Source organism: Candidatus Pseudoscillospira sp. SGI.172 (genome assembly GCF_050313575.1).
Classification (GTDB): Bacteria; Bacillota; Clostridia; order Oscillospirales; family Oscillospiraceae; genus Vermiculatibacterium.
The window spans coordinates 1-22,983 of the sequence record NZ_JBNPLQ010000013.1 but is presented as its reverse complement, the minus strand read 5'-3'; the positions used below and the strand labels follow the sequence as shown (position 1 = coordinate 22,983).

Below are 22,983 nucleotides of genomic sequence, written 5' to 3'. Positions count from 1 at the left end.
TCAGGCCTGTCTGTGCTTGGCTGCCTTGGATTTTCGAACCGGATTTTTCCGGGCGCAGCGGTAGACCACCGCGCTCATGGCGGGCAGATCCACCGTAATGGACTGCTCCTGCCCGTGGCAGGGGATCTTCTCGGTGGAGATGAGGCCTTTGTCCCCGCCACCGCCGCCGCCGAAGGCGGGGTCGTCGGAGTTGAGGACCACGGCGTATTTCCCGGCCACCGGCACACCCAGCCGGTAGCCGGGATGGGACACGGGGGAAAAATTGCACAGCACCGCCAAAAATCCGCCCTTTTTGTCCCGGCGGAGGAAGGCCACAGTGTTGCCGTTGGCGTCGTCGGGGCACAGCCACTGGAAACCCTTCCAGTCGAAATCCTCCTCCCAGAGCTGAGGGGAGCGGAGGTAGAGGGCGTTGGCGGCCTGGAAGAAGGCCTTCAGCCGGCGGTGGCGTTCCCCGTCGGCGTCCTGCTGATCCAGCAGGTGCCAGTCCAGGGACTGCTCGTAATGCCACTCGTTCCACTGGCCGAACTCGCTGCCCATCATCATCAGCTTCTTGCCGGGATGGGTGAGCATATAGGTGTAGAAGCTCCGCACGCCGGCAAATTTCAGCGCGTCCTCCCCGGGCATTTTCCTCAGAAGGGAGCCCTTCATGTGGACCACCTCGTCGTGGGAGAGGGGGAGGAGGAAGTTCTCCGAGAAGGCGTACATGAGGGAGAACGTGATGTCCTTGTGGTTGTACTGCCGGAAGTAGGGGTCGAGCTTCATATAGTGCTGGGTGTCGTTCATCCAGCCCATGTTCCACTTGAGATTGAAGCCCAGCCCGCCGTCGGTGACCGGGGCGGTGACCAGGGGCCAGGCGGTGGACTCCTCGGCGATCATCAGCGCGTCGGGGCAGGCGGCAAAGACCGCTGTGTTGAGTTCCTGGAGGAAGCTCACCGCCTCCAGGTTTTCGCGGCCTCCTTGGATGTTGGGGACCCACTGCCCGTTTTTCCGGTTATAATCCAGATACAGCATGGAGGCCACCGCGTCCACCCGCAGACCGTCGGCGTGGTACTGCTCCAGCCAGAAGAGGGCGGAGGAGGTGAGGAAGGAGCGGACCTCGTTTTTCCCGAAGTCGAACACCATGGTGCCCCACTCGGCATGCTCCCCCTTCCGGGGGTCGGCGTACTCGTAGCAGGGCTGGCCGTCGAACTGGTAGAGGCCGAAGCCGTCCCGGGGGAAGTGGGCGGGCACCCAGTCCAGGATGACCCCGATCCCGGCCTGGTGGAGCTGATCGATGAGGTACATGAGGTCGTGGGGGGTGCCGAAGCGGCTGGTGGGAGCGAAGTAGCCGGTGCACTGATAGCCCCAGGAGGCGTCCAGCGGGTGCTCCATGACGGGGAGGAACTCCACGTGCGTGTAGCCCATCTCCTTCAGATAGGGCACCAGATACCGGGCGGTGTCCCGATAGCTGAGGAACGCTCCCTCTCCTGTGCGCCGCCAGGAGCCCAGATGGAGCTCGTAGATGTTCAGGGGAGAGGTGTACACCGGGTGCTTGGCCCTCCACTCCAGCCACTTTCGGTCGCCCCAGCCGTAACCCGCCGGGTCATAGACCTTGGAGGCGTTGCCCGGCCGGGTCTCGGCGTGGAAGGCGAAGGGGTCCGACTTGGCCAGGATGCGGCCGTCGGAGGTGTGGATGGCGTATTTATAGGTGGCATAGCGTTCCAGGCCGGGCACGAAGCCCTCCCACACCCCGCCGCCGATGGGGGCGAGGGGCAGGGTGTTTTCCTCCCAGCCGTTGAAGTCCCCCATCAGGCAGACCGCTTCGGCGTGGGGGGCCCAGACCCGGAAGACGCAGCCCTCCTTGCCGCCCTGGGTCACCGGATGACTGCCCAGAAAGTCCTGGAGATGGGTCTCTTTTCCCTGCAGAAAACGTTCCAGCGGCTCCGGCAGGCGGGACTGACTGCTCTCTCTCATAAGTAAGCCTCCAAAGGATTGGTAATTATTTACAAAACATAATTTTCCACAGATGGAAAATTATAAAATATACACAAAATTAAAAAAACAACTGCCTTAATTTGTATAAATTATACAACTTTTTCGGGAAAAGGTCAAGGGAAGAATCCTGCAAAATGGGGGAGCGGGTGTAAAAAGAACGGACCGGTAACACCTCCGCAGCGCGGGGGTGTTACCGGTCCGGAAAAGTGATGAAATTGGCGGCGGGGGCTGTCATGCTTTGCCTCCGTCGGCGTGAGCGGCCAGAAAGGCATCCCGCCGGGCAATATCCTCGGCGAGTGTGCGGCGGGGACGGGATTCCACGGCCACATGCCACTGCTCCAGCCATTCCGGCAGCATATCCAGGCCCTCCTGGGAGAGGGGAAAGGTCCTGACCTCTTCCACCTGGGAAAATTCATAGGCCCAGGGTCCCTCCCAGACCTCGGCGGTGAGGACGCTCTCCTCCGGCGCGGCGGCCACGGTGGGGAGAATGCGGTAGCGCAGGCGGCCCGCGCTGGCCGACCAGGGATTCTGGTTTTCAAAATGGGAGAGGACGGGAAGAAAAAGTTCAGCCATGTGTAGGGCCTCCTTTCGCAGGGTGCGGAAAACTGTGCCTAGTATAGCATGAAATGCGGCGGGAGAAAAGAGAGAAGATCAAAACCTGTTGAGGGGGATAGCGCTGTCGTCCTGGCCCTTTTCGATCTTCTGGATGACCATGTCGTAGCCGCAGTTTGCGTCCACCTGGATGTGGACGCGCTCCCCCTCCCGTCTGCCCAGAAGCGCCTTTCCCACCGGTGACTCCCGGCTGATGAGGCCATGCAGGGCATCCTGGCGCATGGTGGTGACGATCTGGTAAGTCTCGGCCTCATCGTCGTCGGGGAGGAGTACCGTGACCTTGTCATAGAGGGAGACGCCGTCTCCGGTCCCTTCCTTTACCACCACGGCGGTGCGGATCATGTTCTCCAGGTAGCGGATGCGGCTCTCGTTGCGGTTTTTCTCCTGCTTGGCGGCTTTGTACTCGAAGTTTTCGCTCAGATCACCGAATCCCCGGGCCTCCTTCACCGCCTCCAGCAGTTTGGGCCGCAGGCGGATGCGCCGCTCGTCCAACTCCTGCTTCATCAGCTCGATGTCCTTCTGGGTCAACTCGTTGTGCATGGCTGCCGCCGTCCTTTCCTGGATTCCGGAGACCGACCGGAGGGTAAAAAGAAAGACACGCCAAAGCGTGTCTTTCTGCTTGGTGCACGAGGTGGGACTCGAACCCACACGTCCTTGCGAACACTGGCACCTGAAGCCAGCGAGTCTACCAATTCCACCACTCGTGCGTCTTGGCCGCGCTGTTCAGCGCAAGAGATATGTTATCATACGCCCTCTGGTTTGTCAACCGGTTTCCCCGGATTTTTTCATTTTTTTTCGACGGAACCAATATGCTCCTTTAAACGGGCAAATGTTTCCGCGCTGATGTCATGTTCGATGCGGCAGGCGTCCTCTGCGGCCTGGGCGGCGCTGACGCCCAGCGTGGTGAGCCAGCGGGTGAGCAGCTGATGGCGCTCGTAGATGCGCTCGGCGATCTCCCGGCCTTTGCCGGTGAGCTCGATGGTCCCCTGGGGAGACACTGTCACATCTCCGTCCTCCCGCAGCAGCTTCATGGCCCGGCTGACGCTGGGTTTGGAAAACTCCAGGTGGTGGGCGATGTCGATGGCGTGGACCTGCCCCTTTTTCTCCTGGAGGACCAGAATGGCCTCCAGATAGTCCTCGCCGGATTCCTGAATTTTCATCTCTGCGCCCTCCTGTCCCACTTATATCTCCCCTGCCCCGAATGAAAACAACCCTGTCCGGCCTGCGGTCTCCCCGCATGGGCGGGAACAACGGGCCGGAGGGGGCTGTTTGGACTGGTAGGGGATAAGGGACTCGAACCCTTACGGATCACTCCACGAGAACCTAAATCGTTTGGCCTATTCTTCCGTCCGCAGCTTTCCACGGCGTTGCGCAGCCGCAAACCATTGAAAACTCAGGGTTTCGTACACTTTCGAGCCCGATTGCGCAGAGAAAACAAAATGCAAAATTTCCTTGTCGGAGAGAACCAAGGAGAGAACTCCCAAAGAACAGGAGAGAACTTCTTGGGTCCTATAACAGGAAGAACAAACTATGATAAGCCGCACGATCCCCTGCTAATGGCAATCTTACAGGAGGTCGTAAAACATGAAGTCGAAAGCATATTACGAGGAAATCTTTTCTCCATACCCTGACATGGTCGATACAGAAACATTCCGTGTTATGTTGGGTGGAATCGGTGATTGCTTTGCGAGACAGCTAATTCGTCAGAAAAAGGTTACGGCTGTTTTTGTGAAGCCCCATTACTGGATTTCCAAAAAGTCAATCATTGATTTTTTGCGCAGCGAGGAATATCAGCGATATCGACTAAAGGTGAGGGTCTGACTATGGATAGACTGAAGCCTCAAGGTGATTATATCAGCAAGGAACAGTTTTGCAAACAGGCACACGTCAGCAAGAGAAAAGCTGTTGAATTGATGCAAAATGGTACAGTTCCTGCCATAGATACACATAGAAAAACAAGACGATACTGGATAGCGCAAGAAGATGTGGATCGTTATATATTGAATAAAACCAAGCGACAGCTTGCTGCAGAAAGTAGCCACCTAAACAAAGTTCGATGCGAGGGGCCTCTTTCTGAGTACAATCGCAGGGATGCAGCAAACTTGCGAAAATCCATATCCTTTGCTTGGATGAAGCAGCCGGACCTACTTTCCATTCGACGTATTTCAGAACTATTGGGATATAATAGACAGACTATTTCAGTATGGATTGCGAAGTGGAAATTGCCTGCCATACAGACGCAAAAGGGACGAATGTATCCAAAGAAAGCTGTCATTCAAGCGATTACAAGTCGGGAGTTTCATGAAAAGAAGTATAAGTCATGGGAACATGTGAAATTGGTGGAGGAACATATATGCGTGGGCACTGGATTATCAGTATAACCAACTCAAAAGGTGGTGTTGGAAAGACAACCTCGGCCCTTAACTTGGGAGCGGCTTTGTCCGCAGCAAGCAAGAAGGTCCTTCTTATCGACAACGATCCCCAGGGCAGTCTGACCGCTTCTCTGGGATATACCCCAGCCGAGCAAAAACGGACATTGAACCATCTGCTGCTTGCGGCTGTCGATTATCCGGAAGATTTGGAAATGCAGATTGACCGAACGATCATCAAAACAGACTCCGGCATGGATCTTATCCCCTGCAATAAGCGCGTTGCAGATGCGGCGGCCCGGCTTCAGGTTATGCAGCTTTCTCAGTATAATGCAGTTGGCGAGTCGGATAGATCCTGTGAAAAGGTCATGGCTATAATTACAAATCTGCTTCGTCCCAGATATGATTACATTATCATAGATTGCGGCTTGAAGTTTGAACTGCTTACGGTCAACGCACTTGCCGCAGCGGATTACTGCATCATCCCGGTGCAGGCACATTTTCTGGCGAGCGAGGGTATCCCGGAGGTGTTGGAATTGGTTCGATCCGTACAAGCCAAATTTAACCCAACGCTGAAAATCGCTGGTATTCTCATAACCATGTATCAGTCCAAGCCACAGCTTTGTGAGAGCATACGGGAAAGTGTTGTTGATGTGTACGGTGCGAAAATCAACGTATTTCCCCATCCCATCGAGTATTCCATAAAATTGGCGGAGGCCCCAGCGGCAGGGCAAAGTATCCTTGTGTATCGTCCGAAAAATCCGGCCGCGGCATCGTACCGGCACTTGGCACAGGAGGTGTTGCAGCTTGAGTAAAGGCGGCATGAGTGTCATGCTCAAGAACAGGATGCTTGCTACGCAGCAGGCATCCGAACTTGAGGTTGGAAACGAGGCTTATGAAACACTTTTCCATACGCCAACTGAAACAGCAAAGACAACGATCTGCAAGCTGCCAATTAGCAAGTTACACCCCTTTTTCACTACGGATATAGGTTTCAAACCGTATCCCGCTTCCAAGTTGGAGGCCCTTGCCGAACATATGGCAGCAGAAGGGCAGCTTGAGCGGATCATTGTTCGGGCAATCCCCCTCCGGGATGAGTATGAGATTCTGGCTGGACATAACCGAACAAACGCCGGAAAGCTGAACGGGTGGTCTGAGATTGAGGCCGAAATCGTGGAGGCTGACGATGAACGGGCCACAACTATCGCTATTGCAACCAATCTGCTGCGCCGACAGGATCTAACGATTATTGAGCGAGGGCAAGCGTACAAGGCACTTTTAGATGTCCAGCGAAAACAGGGACTTCGGACTGACATCCTAACTTCTGGCGAAATTCGCCAGAAGTTAGAGATGGACGATGAAGCCGATACCTTTGGCGAAATTCGCCAAAGGTACAATGCTCGCAAAATCGTTGCAGAGTTTTTTGGTGTTACAGAGTATGAAATCCGCAAGGCCATCAAAATGACGCAGCTCATCCCAGCTCTTCAGGAGCTATTGGAGGAGCAACCGAGGCTGTTGCCGTTGTCCTGCGCTGAAAAGATTGCGGAGTACGATGCCAGTTCCCAGCAGGCATTTACAGATATGTGTACCATTGAGGGGTATCAGCTGAATATCGCCACTGTGAACTATATCGTGCAGAAATGTCCTCCGCCCTGTGCCGATCGACAAGCGGTGAATGCTGCATGGCGGGAAGCGCGGGCAAACGAAGACAGGCGCCGCATGGCCCCACCCAAAGAAATCAAGTTCGATAGAAAGCGATTTGCTCCATACTTAGAAAAACTCGGCAGTGATGCTGAATTGGAAGAGCTGTTTCTGGAGTTCTTGCAGAACAGGATTGGGTAAAGTATAATAAATACAACAAAACAAGAAAGTTTCGGCTTTTCCGACATCAGGAAAGTCGTGTCATCAAGTGAAATAGAGGGTTATTATGAGCGAACAGGACAAAATTCAGCTGTTTGAAAATCAGCCTATCCGCACGGCCTGGGATGAAGAAAAGGAAGAGTGGTATTTCTCAGTGGTAGATGTGGTGGGCGCACTGACAGATCAAACTACTTCGCGCGGTGCCAGCACATACTGGGCTGTTGTGAAAAAAAGACTCAAGGATGAAGGTGCAGATCAACTGCTTACAAATTGTAAGCAGTTGAAGATGACTGCGGCAGACGGAAAAAAGCGCAAAACAGATGTTGCTACCATAGAACAGCTTTTGCGCATCATCCAATCTATTCCTTCCCGCAAGGCGGAGCCTATGAAGGCGTGGCTGGCCCAGGTCGGCCGAGAGCGTATTGAAGAAACCATCGACCCGGAACAGGCCATTGACCGTGCCTTGGAAACTTATCTGAAGAAAGGCTACGACCCCGATTGGGTACATCAGCGCTTACTATCTATCCGTATCCGTAATGAGTTGACCGAGGAGTGGCAAAAGCGTGGAGTAGAAAAGGGAAAGGAATATGCTATCCTGACCGATGAAATCACGCGCACCTGGTCCGGCATGAGTACCCGGCAGTACAAAAATCTGAAGGGCTTAAAAAAGGAAAATCTACGGGACAACATGAGCGATACCGAGTTGGTGCTGACCATGCTGGCCGAAGCATCTACCCGGGACATTTCCAGAGAGGCAAAGCCGGAGGGCTTTTCTGCCAGCATGGATGTAGCTCGTCAGGGTGGCGAGGTTGCCGGAGTTGCACGAAAGGCGTTGGAAGAACGCACAGGCAAGCCGGTCATTACGGAGAAAAATGCTGCCCAGTTGAATGCAGTTGTTGCGGAGATGATCGAGACATCGGCTCAGGTGGTCGAGGATGAAGAAAAGCACGATAAATAACGTTTTCCTGACGTCAGGAAAATGTTGAACGGCTTCTTGCCTTTAAATGAAATTATATTGATAACGAGGCTTGGCACCGCATTTGCGGTGCCGGGCTTTTTTATGCCATTAGGAAGGTGACGTACATGAAAGAAATGAAGAAAAGAGGGAAAGAACGGCGCACACAAAATCCCTTTGATGATGGCGCCGATGAACGGCTGCGTCGAATGGGTTTGTTTGATGCAGAGGGACATACGAACAATACAACTCTACAGGCTTTGAGCAAGGTGTATGCCGGTCAGCTCTTCGATGAGCTGTGTGACTTTTATCAGGATTATTCCATGGTAAGAGATGATCTGGGACAACTTTTTTCTGCGGCCAAAACGGCAGACGCCAGGCAGAGGTTTTTGCTGATTTGTCTACAGTATGATGCTTTGGGACAAGCCTTGCCCAATCCCATCTGGTGGATCAGCGGTAACCCAGACCTTGCCGGGGCATTTTCAGACCATTATATCCAGCACTTGGAACGGTTATGCGATTCAGAGGAGGTGCCCTAACCATGAAAGGAATTTTGATTTACCAGCCTGCGGATAAAACAGCGCCGGTCCCTGATTTCATCGACGGCCTTGACCCGCGGCTGCGGGAGAAGATCATTATTCGGCTGTACCACCTGTCCCAATCGCACAAGCCGGAATTAAAGGAACCCCATTTTAAACGTTTCTCGCTGGAGCGGTATCGGGACCTGTGTGAACTACGTGTAAAGAGTAAGATTCTGATCCGCATTATTTTTTGTCTTTGCCCAAATGGGGATATTCTGCTTCTGCATGGCTTCATCAAACGCCAGAAGCGTGACACAATGCAGGCCCTGGAGCAGGCAATCAGAATACTCGACGCGCTGCGGGAGCACCCAGAGCGCGCAGTAGAATATAAAGTCAAGGAGGAGGAAAAGGCATCGTGAATCAAACACCCCGCACCATCCCGAGCGCTGCGGAAAACCAATCCGCAGGAAAAAATTGAGAAGGAGGCCCCAACAAACCATGAAAAAAGCTATACTTTGTGTGCTGCTAACTCTTGCCATGTCCGTAAATGCCTTTGCTTTGGAGGTGCCCACGGATACTGTGGTTCAGAATTTAAATGGCAGCCAGCAGGCCATCAAGACCTACACCATTCCGCCCGACCAAGACCCATCGACTCTCATCGAGGAACCTTTTGAACTGGAGGGTTTTCTCTACACCTTCGCTAACATCGTAAAAACTGAAAACCCGGTAGAGGAAACCAAGAAGCATACGGAGACCATCACCGTTGAAACGGCCAAGAAAGACCTGTCCGTGATTCTTGAAAATCTGGAGCCCACCATCGAATACGACGATGGCGTTTTCAAAGGCACTCTTGCTCTGGACCATACCAGCATCGTAACTGAGGCCGCCGGGTATACCACCAAGAGCTATACCGTGACGGAAACTAAGGTCATCGGCCAACTTGACCGCAACGATATGTCCTATGTCCCTGCCACTACTGTAAAAGATGGAAGGACATTGAATCTTGCAAATGTAGAGTGGCAGGTCACCGGTACGGATGTTGTGGGTGAAACCCTGATGCCATCGTCCTATCAGGCTATTGCCACCTATTCTTCCAAGGCATCCTACAATGCTGCGACTGGGTACATCACTACGGCAGAGTATATTGGCGATATTACCCATGAGGGAATCGAAAGCATTACCTACGTTCTGACCTACCTTGGTGATGAAGCTGTTCCGAAGCCTGCTGGGGCTGATGGCGCTGCCGATATGATTAGCAATATCGGTGGCTTTTTCACCTCCAACTGGCCTTTCCTTCTCGCTGGCGGCGGCTTGATCGCAGCTGCAGCCTGCGGCATTCTGCTTATGCGCAACCGTAAAGAGGCTAAGCGCCTTGAAGAGGAAAATGAGCTGGAAGAAGAATCTGAAGATGAACAGGAGGCTTTGCATCAATGAAACACATGAGGCGACTGATTTGTATGGCGCTGATGATCGTGACGGTGTTATCGCTGTCGGTCAGTGCCTTTGCCGCGGAGTACACCTTTGAGTCCAAATCGGATACCGAGTATTATCCCTCCACTTCCTATGGAGACGTCTACGGCTCATCGTACAACTACGGCGGCACCAATCTTGTGGATTACCAGATTCCTGAACTGCCCTACGGAAGCTTCAGCACTACGCAGACCGGTGCGATGGAAAAAGTCCATCTGCCCGGTCTGCAGCAGTTTGTAAATGTATCTACCGGGACTGGCGGCTATGGCATTGATGCTGGGAGCTACAGTACCCCAGTTATTTCCGGTGGGACTACAATTACTCCAGTCTATCGTGAGCCTGCCTACACCAGCGCCGAGGATATGGAGCGCAAGGATGGCAGCATTGGCACATTGAAAATTCCTTCGCTGGACATCAACATGAAGGTCTGGGAGGGTGAAAGCAATGCCAGTATGGCAAAGGGTCTCGGTCACTACAGTACTACTTCCGCATGGGATGGAAATGTCGGCGTCTGCGGCCATAACCGGGGAGCCAAGTATGTGATCGGTGATATCAAGGATCTGGAGATTGGCGATACCATCACCTATACCACCATCTACGGCACTCGTACCTACAAGGTCGTTTTGGTGAAAACTATCTCCAGTTCCGACTGGAGTTATCTGCAGGCAACGGCCGATAACCGCATCACCATCACCACTTGTCTCGCCAACCAGCCCAGCAAAAGAGTTTGCGTGCAGGCTGTTGAGACAGACTGATGAAACCCTTGCGCCGCAGCGGTTTCGCAATGTGAAGAAAGTGTGGCGCACGCATTTCAAATAATCCTTTGACAACGGCCGATTTCTGTATTATTCTCAAATCACTCCGGAGAATATAAATCCTAAAGGAAGTATCAGATTGGTACAGAAATTCAAGTCAAAAAGGAAGGACGATGAAGTAAGAATCAAAATGGACATCACCGTTGACCTTCCTGCGGAACTGGCAGAACAGGCTGAGCAGATGGGTATTTATGAGTTTGACCGTTGTGTCTATGATGAGGATACCCGACGCATGACAGCCAGCGTAACCACTGTTTTTTATAGGAAGGGAGCGTGATATCATGAAACGAATTCGAGCCTTTTTAATCTTGACCGTACTCCTGCTGTCGCTGACCGGCAATGCTTTTGCTGCAAGTTTCAGTTCAGAACAGGAGACTGCCGCAAACTATCTGCGCGAGGCGGGTATCATGGTCGGGGGCACCAACGGTGATATGATGCCGGATCAAGGATTGACCCGTGCACAAATGGCAACCTTGCTTACCCGCATCGTTGCAAATCCTGAGCACATTGAAGCAGACAGCACCTATTACCGCAACCAGTGCAAGTTTACTGATGTTCCGGATTGGGCAAAGGTTTATGTAGGCTATTGCGCCGCCAATCATCTGATTGCCGGCTATGGAAATGGCCTGTATGGCTCCAATGACCCGGTCACTCCTGCTGCGGCCTGCACCGTTATGCTGCGGTGCCTGGGCGATGTTGACATGGAATGGAGCTACACAACCGCCTGCCAGACAGCTGTTGCATTGGGACTGGCTCCTGCAGATGCTCTCGCAGGAACAAAGATCTCCCGCGGCAATATGGCTGTACTGATCTACCGCACTATGGCGAAGATGGGTTATGATATTGAAGTGGTGCCTGAAATCGCGGAGTCTAAGGAACCGGAGAATACCGAATCCGGTTCGTTGACTCGGAATGCAGATGGCTCTATCAATGTCCCCTCTGATGGCTCCCGGTATGTGCCCCAGGTCGGCGATGTGATTCGCTGCGATGACGGCACCAATTATACCATTACCGATGTCAGCCGTTATGACAAGAATATGTTCGCCAGCGGCCCTCTGCCGGAACTGCCTGAGCCCACCTGTGACTGGAGCCTGCTGCCCCAGCCGGAGCTGCCAGATGCAGAAGTCAGGCACTTCAAACTGGAAAGCGGCGAATATATGTTTATCCGCAATCTTTATGAGACCCGGCGGATGCTCTATACCCTGTATAACGCTATTGGCAGCAACTCCGAAACATGGCAGAACGGCAAGCCCGCCCTGCACCCCAGTGGCAATCCCAAAGTCCGTATTAACCTTACGATCAGCGATGATGTGCAGACCGAAAGCTTTTGGCCCTGGCGTGACAGCGAGATCGTCAATCCATTCAACTCCAACCCGTGTGGAACCCATTCCCTCGAAGCGTGGGATGTCTATAAAGACGGCATCTTCCAGCGCACCGAGTATATGGTCCACCATGTAAGCTGAAAAGGGAGACAGCACATCTGATTGTGCTGTCTTCCTTTTTTCATCCCCCACAAGTTCATATTAACCCGAGGGAGGATGCCTTTCTGATTAGAGGGCGTTCTCCCTGATTTTATGGAGGTAAGCCTATGAAAAAGCGTTTATTGTCAGCGTTTTTAGCCGTCATCATGCTTTTCGGTATGCTCTCTACCACCGCTTTTGCTGCAAGCAGCGAAGAAGAAGCGCTGGGTGAGATCGACATCTATAACGGCGGCGTAAAGATGTCCTATCTGTCCATCAACGGACGCATCCGTGAGCAGATCTATACCTACTATAACCGTGTCACCCCGTCGGGAGCCGTCAAAGAAATCCCCGCCTACTGCGTGAACCCCAATGATAAAGGTGTTCCCCAAACAGTGGGCATCGGAGAAAGCATTCAATATCTGGCCGACGAAAAAGCGGCTGATCCCAAGGTCACCGGCATCATCGCCAACGGCTATCCCAACCGTGGACTGAGTGAGCTGGGCCTTGAAAATAAGTACCATGCCTATTACGCCACTAAGATGGCTCTTTGGTGCTATCTCTTGTCCAATTGGGATATCAACAACCTGAAGGTCAATCCCAATCTGACCGGCGTAGAGCTGCAGCGCGCCCAGAAGATCCTCGCCGCGGCTAAGGACATCTATCGTCGCGGAACTGCATGGACGGAGAACCTGTCTCCCAATGTAAGCTGCACACCCGACCGTGATGTCGCCTATGAAGTGACCGTCAATGGCCGTCAGTACAAGCAGCAGATCTTCACCGTCACGTCCAAAACCTGGGTGTGTGATTATAAGGTGAACGTGGCGTTCACAGACCCTGCCAGCGTCCCATCCGGTACCCGCATCGTGGACATGAACAACAACGATGTGACCACACTGACTACCAGTGCCACGGGCGAGGGCTATTCCACCCAGTTCAAGGTGCTCTATCCTGCTGACAGCGTTGCGGGCCAGACCGGCAGCGTTCAGCTGTCCTTTGACCTGGATGTTTACCAGTATGCTATCTTCTACGCCTCCGTGGTAGAGGTAGACAAGTATGGAAAGATTCAAAATTACATGGTTGACACTGACCCTACCCGTGCCATGGAGTTGTCCGCCTACAGCTACTATGGTGACGAGCCCGAGGAAGAGATGGACACCGGTCTTCAAATCGTCAAATATGAGGCTGGTACGACCATCCCCTTGAGTGGCGCCATGTTTGAGGTGGTTGGTCCTGACGGTGCTACCGTCGGCACCTTTACCACCAACTCCTCCGGTAAGATCCGTATCCCCCTGACCCTCACCGGAAATTACACCGTGTATGAACGGGTTGCACCGGATTATTATATGCTCAGCGAGGAACCCGCGCAGAATGTTCAGGTCGTCTATGGCAAGGTTGCCGAGGTCGTTTTTGAAAATGAACCTTACGGCAATCTACGCATCGAAAAGACCTCCAACACCGGTATGAACCTGCCGGGTGCCATGGTAAGCATCCAGCATATCGAAACCGGAAAGACCTACGCGGCAGAAACCAACAGCGCGGGTGTGGCCATGTTCAATGAAATCCGGCTTGGCGCCTACCGAATTCAGGAGACCACAGCACCTTCTGGCTGGCTGCTGAATGATACTATCTATACCACCAGTGTGGTGGCCGGCGAAACGACCACCTTCCACCTGGTCAACGAGGAACTGCCTGGTTTGCGTATCATTAAGTATGACCGCAAGAATATGGTCGCCATGCCGGACGTCACCTTTGAGGTGTGGCGGGATGGCGTGTCTCTCGGCACTTTCCGCACCGATGAATTTGGTGAGATCCTGCTGACCAATGTGGAGCCCGGCACCTACCGCGCGGTCGAGGTGGATACCGGAAATGACGGTTACATCCTTGACACTACGCCCCAGGAGGTAGAACTGGAAGCAGGCGACGGCATCAAGGAGCTGATGTTCTTCAACGATGTCAAGCCAGGCCTGCATCTGGTGAAGGTAGACAGTGCCGATCCCTCCAAGGTCATTCCCAATGTCCTGTTTGAAATCAAATCCGTCGCCGGCGACTACGGCCCCGAGGAATTCCGCACCGACGAAAACGGCGAGATCGACCTGAGCAAGCTGCCTGCCGGAGCTTATGTGGTGACGGAGAAATCCTGCCCCGGATATGTCATTGACGAAGCTCAGCGCATCATCCAGCTTGACCCCAATGAGGACGCCCAGTTCGTTTTCACCAACAGCATTAAGCCCTCCCTGCAGCTGATCAAGCTCAGCTCCGATGGTTCCCCCCTGGAGGGTGTCACCTTCCGCATCGCCAAGATCGAGGACGGGACACATTACCTCGACCGCACTACCAACAAAAACGGTGAGATTCTGGTCAGCGATCTGGAGCCCGGCGTGTATTCCGTGCAGGAGACTGCAACGGTATCTGACCATATCATCGACCTGCGGGAGTACCATGTTGAGCTGTTCCCCGGCAAAACCAGCACTTTGGTCATCGAAAATCAGATTCGCCCCAACCTCTATGTTTACAAGCACGATGCCGATACCGGAGAGCCTATCCCTGATACTGTTTTCATTGTCCGCGCCGCTGACGGTCACAGTGTAGATGAGATCCGTACCGGGACTGACGGCCGAGCTGAGCTGAAGAATCTGCTGCCCGGTGTGTATGAGATCGCCGAGAAGTCGGTGCCTTCTCCTTATCTGTTGGACGCTCCCAGCCAGCTGGTGACCCTTTATCCCAACCGTGACCATACGGTGTTCTTTGAAAACCATCAGAAACCCAGCCTGACTGTCAACAAGATTTGCTCTGTCACCGGAGATCCGCTGAAGGGTGCGAAGTTCCAGGTGACCTATGCCAGCAATGAAACCGAAAGCGGAGAAATCAATGATCTGGGCTATTTCTATTCCGATGAAAACGGTCAGTTCAAGATTTCCAACCTGAAAGACGGCTGGTATAAAATCACCGAACTTGAGTCGATCCCGGGGTATTCCATCAAGGAACCTGCGACACAAGAGATTTTTATCAAGGCCGGTGAAAGCAAGTCCGTAACCTTTGAGAACACTCCTCTGAGTGCTTTAGTGGTCTACAAATTTGATTCTGTCACCGGCGAGGCCGTCAAAAATGCGGTATTCCAGGTAAAATACCTGACCGGCACCTCCGGCACCGGCGGCACGGTCATTGGCACCTATAAGACTTCCGCCAACGGCAGTTTCACCGTGACCGGCCTCAAGGAAGGTACTTATATCGTCGAGGAACTGGCCAGCGATAGCGGTCACGTTATCGACACTGCGCCCCAGACCGCCTACATCAGCGGCAAGAAGCAGGATGTGGTCGAGCTTTACTTCGGCAACTCTCCCAAGGGCGCCCTGCTGGTCAAGAAGATCGACAGCGTGACCAAGGAACCTCTATCCGACGTAGAGTTCTTCGTCACTACCTCTGCCGGCACCGTAGTTGGCAACGCCAACGGCAAATTCACCACCGACAGCGCAGGAACCTTCCTGATTGAGGGCATCAACCCCGGCACGACTCTGGTGGTGAAGGAAACCCGCACGAAGGACAATACCTACATTCTGGACGATACGCCTCAGACAGCACTCATCAAGGCGGGTCAGACCGTGACACTGGAGTTCCGGAACCAACCCAAGGGAAATCTCATCATCAACAAGCTGGATTCTGTGACCAAGGAGCCTCTGGAGGGCGTTCAGTTCAAGATCACCTATGCTGATGGCCGTGTGGTTGACGCCGATGGCGGCCAGCTATCCTCTAACGGTTTGTACTGGACCGATGCCAACGGCCAGATCAAGATTGCCGATATCACCGGCTCCATTGTGGTAACTGAGGTGCAGACTATCCCAGGTTATACCATCCACGAGGAGACCCGCAGCCAGACAGTGGTTGTAAATACCAATGACACGCAAAGCTTGTATTTCTATAACGATCCTGTTGGTGGAGTGGAGATCATCAAAGTCAACGCTGACAAGAGGACCGAGCGCATCCCCAATGTGACCTTTAAGATTCGACGTGCGGATGATGGTCTTGTGGATACTGTGACCACCGACAAGAATGGCCGTGCCTTCCTGTCTCTGGAAGACGGTCACTATTATGCCGTAGAAACCAAGAGTGCGGAGGGCTTCAAGCTGGATGATACACCCCATTACTTTGAGGTGAAGGACGGAAAGACCACCACGATTACTGTCGAAAACAAGAGCCTGTCCGGAATCCTGATCCATAAGATCGACAGCACCACCGGCGAGGGCATCTATGGCGTTACCTTCTTGCTCTATGACAGCAACAAGAACCCCATCGGCCAGTATGAATCCGACCAGGACGGCTGGGTGTATATCACCGACCTGACGGAATCGGGCCGCTACTACATTCGTGAACTGGAAAACGAAGGCTACAATGTGGATAAGCAGCTCAAGACTGTCTATGTAAAGGCTGGCGCGACCACCGAAATCGAGTGGGAGAACGAGCCCATCACCGGTCAGATCCAGATTTACAAATATGCTGCTGAGTACAATGCGATCACCGGCACCGCACCCGGCACCCCCTTGCAGGGCGCTGTCTATGAGATCATCAATGCCCGCAGCGGCAAAGTTGTAGACTACATTACCACCGATGCCCGCGGCGTAGCTGCCAGTAAGCCCTTGTCTCTGACCCGCTATCAGATTCGTGAGGTTTCCGCGCCCGCCTATTGGCAGGTATCCTCCGAGGTGTTTGATGTAACTCTGGAGTATGCCGGTCAGATCATTAAGCTCTCCGCCTATGATAAGACGGCTGAACTGGGCGTTTCCATCACAAAGCGCGGCAACACTGCGGTGCTGGCCGGAAATCAGATGCGATACGACATCACCGTTGCCAACACCTCCAATGTGGATCTGGAGAGTTTCTTCTGGCATGACCGTATCCCCACCGATGTTGCTCGGGCGACTACCCTCACCACCGGCACCTACAGCGCACGGCTGAATTACCGCATCCTGTATAAGACCAACTACACGGCCAACTATCAGGTGCTGGCATCCAACCTGCTCACCAGCAATAACTATTCCTTTGCGCTGAACGCCATCCCCATGCAGGCGGGCGAAGTCATTACCGATGTCTACTTTGACTTCGGTAAGGTTCCTGTCGGCTTCCAGAGCGTGGCCAATCCTACCCTGAGCGTCATGGTCAACGGTAATGCTGTCAACGGCTATCAGATGGTCAACCGAGCCGATGTGGGCGGCAAATATCAGGGGACCTGGCAGACGGCGAATGCAAGCTGGGTCACCATTGTTCAGCGTTATGGCAATACTCCCACACTTCCCAAGACCGGCTATTGATATAACCACCCAAACCAATAACAACTGACTACAGCCTGCGCAGAATACCTACGAGTATTCTGCGCGGGCATTTCTTATGAAGGAGGAACCATCATGGAGAAATCTCATATGCACAATATCCTTGTCAAGCGCTGCCCTAAAGGACGTAAATTGACCCATGGCATCCATTTTCGAGACTTCGTTCAAATCATGCTCTGCCACGCATGGTCAATCGGTATTCTGGAGCCGGATCTGTGGAGCGACATTCCTGATATCGCCGATGCAGCGGTACTGCATGACATTGGCAAAACGGTGATGCCTCCGCGACTGGTTAACAAGGAGGATAAGCTGACCGATTCGGAGATTGAGGAAATGCAGGAACACACCGTCCTTGGGGCTCTGTGCGTTGAATTGATTATTCCTGAACTCAGGGGCGAGAACATCACGGGGTATGCGCAAACAATATGCTTCTGCCATCACGAACGCATCAACGGACGCGGGTATCCCATGGGGCTTTGCGGCGGAGAGATCCCGACCTATGTGCAGATCGTAAGTCTCGCTGATGTGTACGATGCCCTGCGTAGTGATCGCAGTTACCGTAAGGCCATTGACCCGGCGGAAGCAGTGAAGATGATCGAAAAGGAAGAGTGCGGCGCATTCGACCCGGATCTGTTCGATGCCTTTGCGCCGCTTCTGGAGGAGTTCTGGATGCTCTCTATGAAGCTGGTGGATGCCCCGCAATGACCGAAGTAAGACCATCTATGAAATATCCACACATTCTTGAAGAGGCTGAGTTATGCTCAGCCTCTTCCTGCAGCCTGGAGGAGGTTCCCATGAAAAAGTTATACCGGCTTTATGTTTCTTGTCTTACGCTTATGCTGCTTGTTGCGGTACTGGCTGTTCCCGCCCTTGCAGTAGATGATATGTGGACGGTTGCCAACAACATCATCGTGGATGTTTACAGCAAGATTGCAGGTATCAGCACGGTGTTGGCCGGTTTGATGTCTGCCGTGGCTGTAGTTGGCGCAAAGCTCTCCAATAACCAGCACAAGGTCGATCAGGCTTGGGACTGGCTCAAGCGCATCTGGATCGCCTGGGCCATCATCAACGGTATCGGCGCATTCATTGCCTATGTTGCACCCTTGTTCAGCGGCCTTGCAACGCTGACCCCGTAATGCGGACAGCACTCCGGCTCAAAGGAGGTGTCCACATTGCTTGAGCTGATTTTTCAAGGCTTTATGGAGTGGGCCTACGGCCTGACTCTGGAATGCTGGCAATATTTTTCGTCCGCCCTGCTGGACATCATGAGCATGGATTTTGCCTACCTAAAGACCCACGTACCTGTCATCGACGATATCATGCAGGTGCTTATGGCTGTGGGCTGGGCGCTGCTGATCGGCAACCTGGTTTTTCAAGCACTGAAAAGCATGGCGTCCGGCCTCGGCTTCGAGGGCGAAGATCCCAAGCTGCTTTTTACCCGCACCTTCGTTTTTTCGTTTTTGCTGCTGGCAAGCCCGCAGATTTGCGACATTGGCCTGAGCATGACCTCAAGGATTATTGACTTGCTGCAGATACCCAATGCAGTCAACGTGCAGCTGGTGGACGAAAGTGTATTCGGTTCCCTGACGGCGGCGTGGCTGCTGGTCATCATATTTGGCGTTATCATCATGTTCAAGGTTTTCAAGCTGCTGCTGGAGATCGCGGAGAGGTATGTGATCCTCGCCATGCTGACCATTACGGCGCCGTTGGCCTTTTCCATGGGCGGGAGCAAAAGCACGTCAGAAATATTTACAGGCTGGTGCCGGATGTTTGGCAGTATGTGCCTGCTGATGGTGACCAACGTGATCTTTTTCAAAATGCTTTTGTCTGTTCTCTCTACTGTGCCGAGCGGTCTGGACGTTCTGCCCTGGATGGTGCTGATCCTGACGATCGTAAAGGTCGCACGGAAGGCAGACGCCATCGTGACCCGCATTGGCTTGAATCCTGCCATCACCGGCGACTCTCTCGGCAGAGTGTTCCCCGGTGCGCTGACTTACATGGTCATGCGCACCGCAGCCTCTCAGATCACAAAGGCTGTGGGTAAAAACGCAGGCTCGTCTGGCAAAGGCACAGGTGGTGTTGGCAGGGGCAAATCTCCCGGCACGCCTCCTGGTGGTTCGGGCGGCCCCCGTATGGGCGGTCCTGTGGGTGGACGCAGCGGCGGTGCTGGATCGGTCAGCTACGCACAGCAAAGTACATCCCAGCAGACCACAACGCAGCAGAACACTTCTCAGCAAAGCGGTTCTCAGCAGACTGCCACGCACCAGGGTACTGCCTACCAGAGCAGCACCACACAAGCAGGCAGCCAGCAGTCAACCACGCAGGAACATACCACATCCTCTATGTATCAGGGCGGCTCCCAAGTGGGACAGACAGCTCGCCCGGGAGCACAGAGCAGAAAGAGTTCCGTCCCTCCCGGTACCCGGCGCTCTCCCACTCATGTGAAATCCGCGTCGTCAACGCCGCCCGTCGGTGCTCAGTCTGTTGCAGGCAGACCCGGCGCGGCAGGAAGAGCGGTAGCGGCGGCTGGAGTGGCTGGAATGGCAGGTGCAGCCGCAGCCTCTCAAATCAGAAACGGCGCTGCATCTCCGGTTCAACCGGCATCCGCGGCAGTGCAGCACGGTGCGGCAGGAACACCGGCAGCACCTTCACCCTCCCGCATGACTCAGGTGAATACGCAGAAGGTACAGGGTGGGCCGGTCACCGGCACGACACAAGCTGCAGAACGAACCGGAATCACCGTGGGACAAACAGCTCAGAATACAACCTCTGTCTCCACGCAAACCCCATCGGCCGGCGTCAAGGGCGCACCTTCCGCTCCAGTTGCAGCAGGAGGACAGCAGACCCAGGCCCGACCTGCGGATACCCGGTTCTCTCAGCGACCGGCTCAGAGTGTACCCAAGGCTGCTCCGGTATCACAGGCGGGTGCTTCCGTTACACGTCAGACTACGGTTCACACGGAAGGCACCCAGCACGGCCCGGCAGGAAAGCCGCCCACGGCGTCTGCCCAGCAAGCCGTAAAAGAACCACGGCCCGGCAGGAATTTTGCTTCCGCAAGTACCGCAGCACCGACAGAGGCAAGGCAGCATAGCCCGACTCGGCAGGAACCGCGTCCAGCCTCTGCCAGCTCCATGCCTACGGTGAAGAGCAGCGCTCCCGGGCTGCACCCCGGCCCAGCAGGAACTGCGACGGGAGGCCACCAAACAACGCAGGCGCGTCAAACGGCGCGAAGCACTGCCTCTGTTCCTTCCGCAACCGGCTCACAGGGCGGGAAAAAGGCTGTGTCCAACACCAAGGCAGCGGTAAAGGGACATGCGGATACATCCTCTGCCTCGCAGCCCACAAGGAAACAGCGGGGTAAGAAAACATGAGCGAGAACAACAATTCCCGTTCTGGTACGCAGACTGCGGCAAATCTCGTACGTGCTGCGAAGGCGGCTTACCGTATTATTCAGGCAGCAGCGGTGTCCGGTGCATACGGCGCCGCTGTTGCCGCAGCCAAGGAAGCCCTGCCTTTTCTTATCAAAATTCTGATTGGCGTCTTGATCACTGTCATCGTGATCCCAATGGTGATCTTCACGGCTCTGCCTAACATCTTTTTCGGGTACAATTCCTCGGATACCGATACGGTAATCCGAATGACGGAGCAAGCCATGACCATCGGCGGGGTCTACATGAGCCTTGAGGATTTTGAAAAGACTCAGATCGACTCCGTAGTAACCAGTATTGTGGCAGAGTACGAGGAAGATGGAACAGCCATTGACCGTATCGTTGTAGACAATTCTATGAACGAGGAAGATCTACTCTGGATCATTGCCATCAACTCTGCTGCCTACCGACAGGATCTTGACGCCATGACCGCCACCGATATTCGGGAGTTCTGCAAGTCCAACATCTCATATTTTCCGTCTCTCGGCATTGGTGGAGACGGAACAGTGACAACTCTGGAAATTACAGTCAAACGCCTGGACCCGGATGATCTGATGGATCAATTGGGCTTCGATGAAGATGCCAAGCTCTGGGCCGGTGCTCTCTTTGAAACCCTTGAGGAGAGCGATGCCATCAATAAATACGCATCCTATTACAATGCCTACCAGCCTGATTACAGTGGTGATGGCTCTTATTCCGGCAATGTCCAGTACGGCACGGAATATGACAATGAGATCGACATTTCCGACTTTATTGACCCCGAAAGCAAAAACAACCATGATCTCGCCGCCTATGCCATCCAAGCGTGGGAAAATAACTGGGGGTATGTATGGGGGACCTATGGGAATGTCCTTACAGAGTCCCTGTTTGAGTATAAGAAAGAGCAGTACCCCGATGGCGTTGGCGACTATGCTGATTTCATTGAGGAGAACTGGCTGGGCCGGCGCACGGCAGACTGCGTGGGTCTTGTGAAAGGCTATGGCTGGCTGGACACATCCAACATGACGATTGATTATGCGAAAAACGGAATGCCTGATTATGGTGCAAACCAGATGTATCAGGCGGCCAAGGATGCCGGCGTCTTAAATGCGGACTACGGCTCGCTGGATACCATGCCGGAGGTTGTAGGACTGATGCTCTGGAAAAAAGGACACGTTGGTGTCTACATTGGAAACGGCTACGTCATTGAAGCCATGGGCACCAGAAAGGGTGTCGTAAAAACCGAATTGGCCGGTCGTGGCTGGCAAGGGTGGTGCAAGCTGCCTTACATCAACTATCTGGAGGTGGAATAATGGTCACGACAACACAACTTCGCATACTGCGCCGGAGGCACCATATTTCGCTGAAGGAACTTCATCACTACAGCGGTTTCAGCGGTCAATACATCAGCCAGCTTGAACTCGGTAGATATCGCAGCACACCGCGAAACGAGCAAGCGTTTGATTGTGCTTTCCGGGCTCTTATAGTAGCCCGGAAAGCTGCGCTGGAACAGCTGGAACTGGAGTATGAAGCTCACAAAGGAAATCTTTTGCAACCACTGGAGGTAGAAGCAGATGAATTATGAAGTCTACCATATTCCCACCAATTTCACCGATGCCGGCCGTATCATGGGTCTGTTCGAGCTTCGGAATTTGGTGGAAACTGTTGTCCTGACAATCCCGGCTTTATATCTTTGCATCGCTTTTTTGCCGTTTACACTGACGATAAAAATTATTGTGACGCTGACCATCATAGTTCCTATCGGCGGCTTCGGATTGATCGGCATCAATGACGATAGCATGACCCGCTGGCTTGGCAGCTGGTGGAAGTGGCGTCGGGGACGCAGGATCATTTTATATCGAGGGGAGGTCAGGAAATGAACCTGAAAGAACTGCTATTTGGCGGTGGAGTTCAGTCTGGGGACAGCGGTGGTGCTTACCGTGACAGCATACAGGCATGGCTCCCCATCAAAAATATCATCGGTGGAGTGGTCATCACCAAGGATAACCGCTTTGTAAAGATCCTGGAGGTGCTGCCTGTCAACATCTATCTGAAATCGGCCAGCGACCGCCAGAACATCATATCTTCCTTTGCGGCATACCTGAAAATCGCACCAAACGATCTTCAAATGGTAGCCCGAACGCTTCCTGCGGATACGCAGGCGTATGTAGAGCAGATGCACTGTTATGCTGAAAATGAGGACAACGAAGCGTGCC

The 22,983-nt window shown here is 53.6% G+C and carries 22 protein-coding genes, 1 tRNA gene and 1 pseudogene; 19 read left to right on the top strand and 5 right to left on the bottom strand.

What is annotated here, in order from left to right; translation table 11 throughout:
* The 5 genes from glgB to ACQRD3_RS06720 form a co-directional block, all read right to left on the bottom strand.
* A complete protein-coding gene (gene glgB / locus ACQRD3_RS06740) occupies positions 1 to 1,953 on the bottom strand; it encodes a 1,4-alpha-glucan branching protein GlgB (RefSeq protein WP_427780562.1) in 1,953 nt (650 codons plus the stop codon).
* A 252-nt stretch (positions 1,954 to 2,205) separates the two neighbouring features.
* Positions 2,206 to 2,547, bottom strand: coding sequence for a hypothetical protein (locus ACQRD3_RS06735; protein WP_427780561.1), 342 nt, complete (start codon positions 2,545 to 2,547; stop codon positions 2,206 to 2,208).
* Between the two features lie 78 nt (positions 2,548 to 2,625).
* On the bottom strand, positions 2,626 to 3,126 hold the full coding sequence (locus ACQRD3_RS06730; protein WP_080906626.1) for a transcription elongation factor GreA: 501 nt from the start codon (positions 3,124 to 3,126) through the stop codon (positions 2,626 to 2,628).
* A gap of 80 nt (positions 3,127 to 3,206) precedes the next feature.
* Positions 3,207 to 3,293 (bottom strand) — tRNA-Leu (locus tag ACQRD3_RS06725).
* Between the two features lie 78 nt (positions 3,294 to 3,371).
* On the bottom strand, positions 3,372 to 3,746 hold the full coding sequence (locus ACQRD3_RS06720) for a metal-dependent transcriptional regulator (protein ID WP_080906628.1): 375 nt from the start codon (positions 3,744 to 3,746) through the stop codon (positions 3,372 to 3,374).
* Between the two features lie 424 nt (positions 3,747 to 4,170).
* Between ACQRD3_RS06720 and ACQRD3_RS06715 the strand changes: the two genes are divergently transcribed.
* The 19 genes and pseudogenes from ACQRD3_RS06715 to ACQRD3_RS06625 all read left to right on the top strand — a co-directional run.
* Positions 4,171 to 4,407, top strand: coding sequence for a DNA-binding protein (locus ACQRD3_RS06715; protein WP_321067685.1), 237 nt, complete (start codon positions 4,171 to 4,173; stop codon positions 4,405 to 4,407).
* Between the two features lie 2 nt (positions 4,408 to 4,409).
* Positions 4,410 to 4,967 (top strand): hypothetical protein, encoded by a 558-nt coding sequence (locus ACQRD3_RS06710; protein ID WP_321067686.1) that lies wholly within the window; start codon positions 4,410 to 4,412, stop codon positions 4,965 to 4,967.
* Complete coding sequence (locus ACQRD3_RS06705) at positions 4,940 to 5,770, top strand: ParA family protein (protein WP_321067687.1); 831 nt, start codon at positions 4,940 to 4,942, stop codon at positions 5,768 to 5,770. The genes ACQRD3_RS06710 and ACQRD3_RS06705 overlap by 28 nt, the downstream gene beginning before the upstream one ends.
* Positions 5,763 to 6,797, top strand: a complete 1,035-nt coding sequence (locus ACQRD3_RS06700; RefSeq protein ID WP_427780558.1) for a ParB/RepB/Spo0J family partition protein — start codon at positions 5,763 to 5,765, stop codon at positions 6,795 to 6,797. Before ACQRD3_RS06705 ends, ACQRD3_RS06700 begins: the two co-directional genes overlap by 8 nt.
* Positions 6,798 to 6,882: 85 nt before the next feature.
* Positions 6,883 to 7,773: a BRO family protein gene (locus ACQRD3_RS06695; RefSeq protein ID WP_321067689.1), complete on the top strand. Its 891-nt coding sequence runs from the start codon at positions 6,883 to 6,885 to the stop codon at positions 7,771 to 7,773.
* 125 nt (positions 7,774 to 7,898) lie between these two features.
* On the top strand, positions 7,899 to 8,309 hold the full coding sequence (locus tag ACQRD3_RS06690; RefSeq protein ID WP_321067690.1) for a hypothetical protein: 411 nt from the start codon (positions 7,899 to 7,901) through the stop codon (positions 8,307 to 8,309).
* Between the two features lie 2 nt (positions 8,310 to 8,311).
* Positions 8,312 to 8,710: a type II toxin-antitoxin system RelE/ParE family toxin gene (locus tag ACQRD3_RS06685; protein WP_427780556.1), complete on the top strand. Its 399-nt coding sequence runs from the start codon at positions 8,312 to 8,314 to the stop codon at positions 8,708 to 8,710.
* Between the two features lie 79 nt (positions 8,711 to 8,789).
* Complete coding sequence (locus ACQRD3_RS06680; protein WP_321067692.1) at positions 8,790 to 9,725, top strand: hypothetical protein; 936 nt, start codon at positions 8,790 to 8,792, stop codon at positions 9,723 to 9,725.
* A 23-nt stretch (positions 9,726 to 9,748) separates the two neighbouring features.
* Entirely contained in the window at positions 9,749 to 10,516 is a 768-nt protein-coding gene (locus ACQRD3_RS06675; RefSeq protein ID WP_321067693.1) for a sortase, read from the top strand.
* Between the two features lie 139 nt (positions 10,517 to 10,655).
* Complete coding sequence (locus tag ACQRD3_RS06670) at positions 10,656 to 10,853, top strand: hypothetical protein (protein ID WP_321067694.1); 198 nt, start codon at positions 10,656 to 10,658, stop codon at positions 10,851 to 10,853.
* Between the two features lie 4 nt (positions 10,854 to 10,857).
* Positions 10,858 to 12,039, top strand: a complete 1,182-nt coding sequence (locus ACQRD3_RS06665; protein WP_321067695.1) for an S-layer homology domain-containing protein — start codon at positions 10,858 to 10,860, stop codon at positions 12,037 to 12,039.
* Positions 12,040 to 12,164: 125 nt separating this feature from the next.
* Positions 12,165 to 17,342 carry a SpaA isopeptide-forming pilin-related protein gene (locus ACQRD3_RS06660; protein ID WP_427780552.1) on the top strand — a complete coding sequence of 1,726 codons (5,178 nt, stop codon included), beginning with the start codon at positions 12,165 to 12,167 and terminating at the stop codon, positions 17,340 to 17,342.
* Positions 17,343 to 17,435: 93 nt separating this feature from the next.
* Positions 17,436 to 18,065 carry an HD-GYP domain-containing protein gene (locus ACQRD3_RS06655; RefSeq protein ID WP_321067697.1) on the top strand — a complete coding sequence of 210 codons (630 nt, stop codon included), beginning with the start codon at positions 17,436 to 17,438 and terminating at the stop codon, positions 18,063 to 18,065.
* A gap of 89 nt (positions 18,066 to 18,154) precedes the next feature.
* A complete protein-coding gene (locus tag ACQRD3_RS06650) occupies positions 18,155 to 18,496 on the top strand; it encodes a hypothetical protein (RefSeq protein ID WP_321067698.1) in 342 nt (113 codons plus the stop codon).
* 36 nt (positions 18,497 to 18,532) lie between these two features.
* Entirely contained in the window at positions 18,533 to 20,731 is a 2,199-nt protein-coding gene (locus ACQRD3_RS06645) for a conjugal transfer protein TrbL family protein (RefSeq protein ID WP_427780550.1), read from the top strand.
* A complete protein-coding gene (locus ACQRD3_RS06640) occupies positions 20,728 to 22,080 on the top strand; it encodes a hypothetical protein (RefSeq protein ID WP_321067700.1) in 1,353 nt (450 codons plus the stop codon). The genes ACQRD3_RS06645 and ACQRD3_RS06640 overlap by 4 nt, the downstream gene beginning before the upstream one ends.
* A complete protein-coding gene (locus ACQRD3_RS06635; protein WP_321067701.1) occupies positions 22,080 to 22,352 on the top strand; it encodes a helix-turn-helix transcriptional regulator in 273 nt (90 codons plus the stop codon). Before ACQRD3_RS06640 ends, ACQRD3_RS06635 begins: the two co-directional genes overlap by 1 nt.
* Complete coding sequence (locus tag ACQRD3_RS06630; RefSeq protein WP_321067702.1) at positions 22,342 to 22,647, top strand: PrgI family mobile element protein; 306 nt, start codon at positions 22,342 to 22,344, stop codon at positions 22,645 to 22,647. Before ACQRD3_RS06635 ends, ACQRD3_RS06630 begins: the two co-directional genes overlap by 11 nt.
* Positions 22,644 to 22,983, top strand: a pseudogene (locus ACQRD3_RS06625) (hypothetical protein); the annotation flags it as partial. The gene ACQRD3_RS06630 and the pseudogene ACQRD3_RS06625, both read left to right, overlap by 4 nt.

What these genes read in the sequence shown, in the direction of transcription:
- ACQRD3_RS06715 (WP_321067685.1), top strand. Translation starts at nt 4,171, where the DNA reads ATGAAGTCGAAAGCATATTACGAGGAAATCTTTTCTCCATACCCTGAC.
- ACQRD3_RS06735 (WP_427780561.1), bottom strand. Translation starts at nt 2,547, where the DNA reads ATGGCTGAACTTTTTCTTCCCGTCCTCTCCCATTTTGAAAACCAGAAT.
- ACQRD3_RS06710 (WP_321067686.1), top strand. Translation starts at nt 4,410, where the DNA reads ATGGATAGACTGAAGCCTCAAGGTGATTATATCAGCAAGGAACAGTTT.
- ACQRD3_RS06650 (WP_321067698.1), top strand. Translation starts at nt 18,155, where the DNA reads ATGAAAAAGTTATACCGGCTTTATGTTTCTTGTCTTACGCTTATGCTG.
- ACQRD3_RS06675 (WP_321067693.1), top strand. Translation starts at nt 9,749, where the DNA reads ATGGCGCTGATGATCGTGACGGTGTTATCGCTGTCGGTCAGTGCCTTT.
- ACQRD3_RS06630 (WP_321067702.1), top strand. Translation starts at nt 22,342, where the DNA reads ATGAATTATGAAGTCTACCATATTCCCACCAATTTCACCGATGCCGGC.
- ACQRD3_RS06690 (WP_321067690.1), top strand. Translation starts at nt 7,899, where the DNA reads ATGAAAGAAATGAAGAAAAGAGGGAAAGAACGGCGCACACAAAATCCC.
- ACQRD3_RS06695 (WP_321067689.1), top strand. Translation starts at nt 6,883, where the DNA reads ATGAGCGAACAGGACAAAATTCAGCTGTTTGAAAATCAGCCTATCCGC.
- ACQRD3_RS06640 (WP_321067700.1), top strand. Translation starts at nt 20,728, where the DNA reads ATGAGCGAGAACAACAATTCCCGTTCTGGTACGCAGACTGCGGCAAAT.
- ACQRD3_RS06635 (WP_321067701.1), top strand. Translation starts at nt 22,080, where the DNA reads ATGGTCACGACAACACAACTTCGCATACTGCGCCGGAGGCACCATATT.
- ACQRD3_RS06665 (WP_321067695.1), top strand. Translation starts at nt 10,858, where the DNA reads ATGAAACGAATTCGAGCCTTTTTAATCTTGACCGTACTCCTGCTGTCG.
- ACQRD3_RS06660 (WP_427780552.1), top strand. Translation starts at nt 12,165, where the DNA reads ATGAAAAAGCGTTTATTGTCAGCGTTTTTAGCCGTCATCATGCTTTTC.
- ACQRD3_RS06705 (WP_321067687.1), top strand. Translation starts at nt 4,940, where the DNA reads ATGCGTGGGCACTGGATTATCAGTATAACCAACTCAAAAGGTGGTGTT.
- ACQRD3_RS06730 (WP_080906626.1), bottom strand. Translation starts at nt 3,126, where the DNA reads ATGCACAACGAGTTGACCCAGAAGGACATCGAGCTGATGAAGCAGGAG.
- ACQRD3_RS06680 (WP_321067692.1), top strand. Translation starts at nt 8,790, where the DNA reads ATGAAAAAAGCTATACTTTGTGTGCTGCTAACTCTTGCCATGTCCGTA.
- ACQRD3_RS06720 (WP_080906628.1), bottom strand. Translation starts at nt 3,746, where the DNA reads ATGAAAATTCAGGAATCCGGCGAGGACTATCTGGAGGCCATTCTGGTC.
- ACQRD3_RS06655 (WP_321067697.1), top strand. Translation starts at nt 17,436, where the DNA reads ATGGAGAAATCTCATATGCACAATATCCTTGTCAAGCGCTGCCCTAAA.
- glgB (WP_427780562.1), bottom strand. Translation starts at nt 1,953, where the DNA reads ATGAGAGAGAGCAGTCAGTCCCGCCTGCCGGAGCCGCTGGAACGTTTT.
- ACQRD3_RS06685 (WP_427780556.1), top strand. Translation starts at nt 8,312, where the DNA reads ATGAAAGGAATTTTGATTTACCAGCCTGCGGATAAAACAGCGCCGGTC.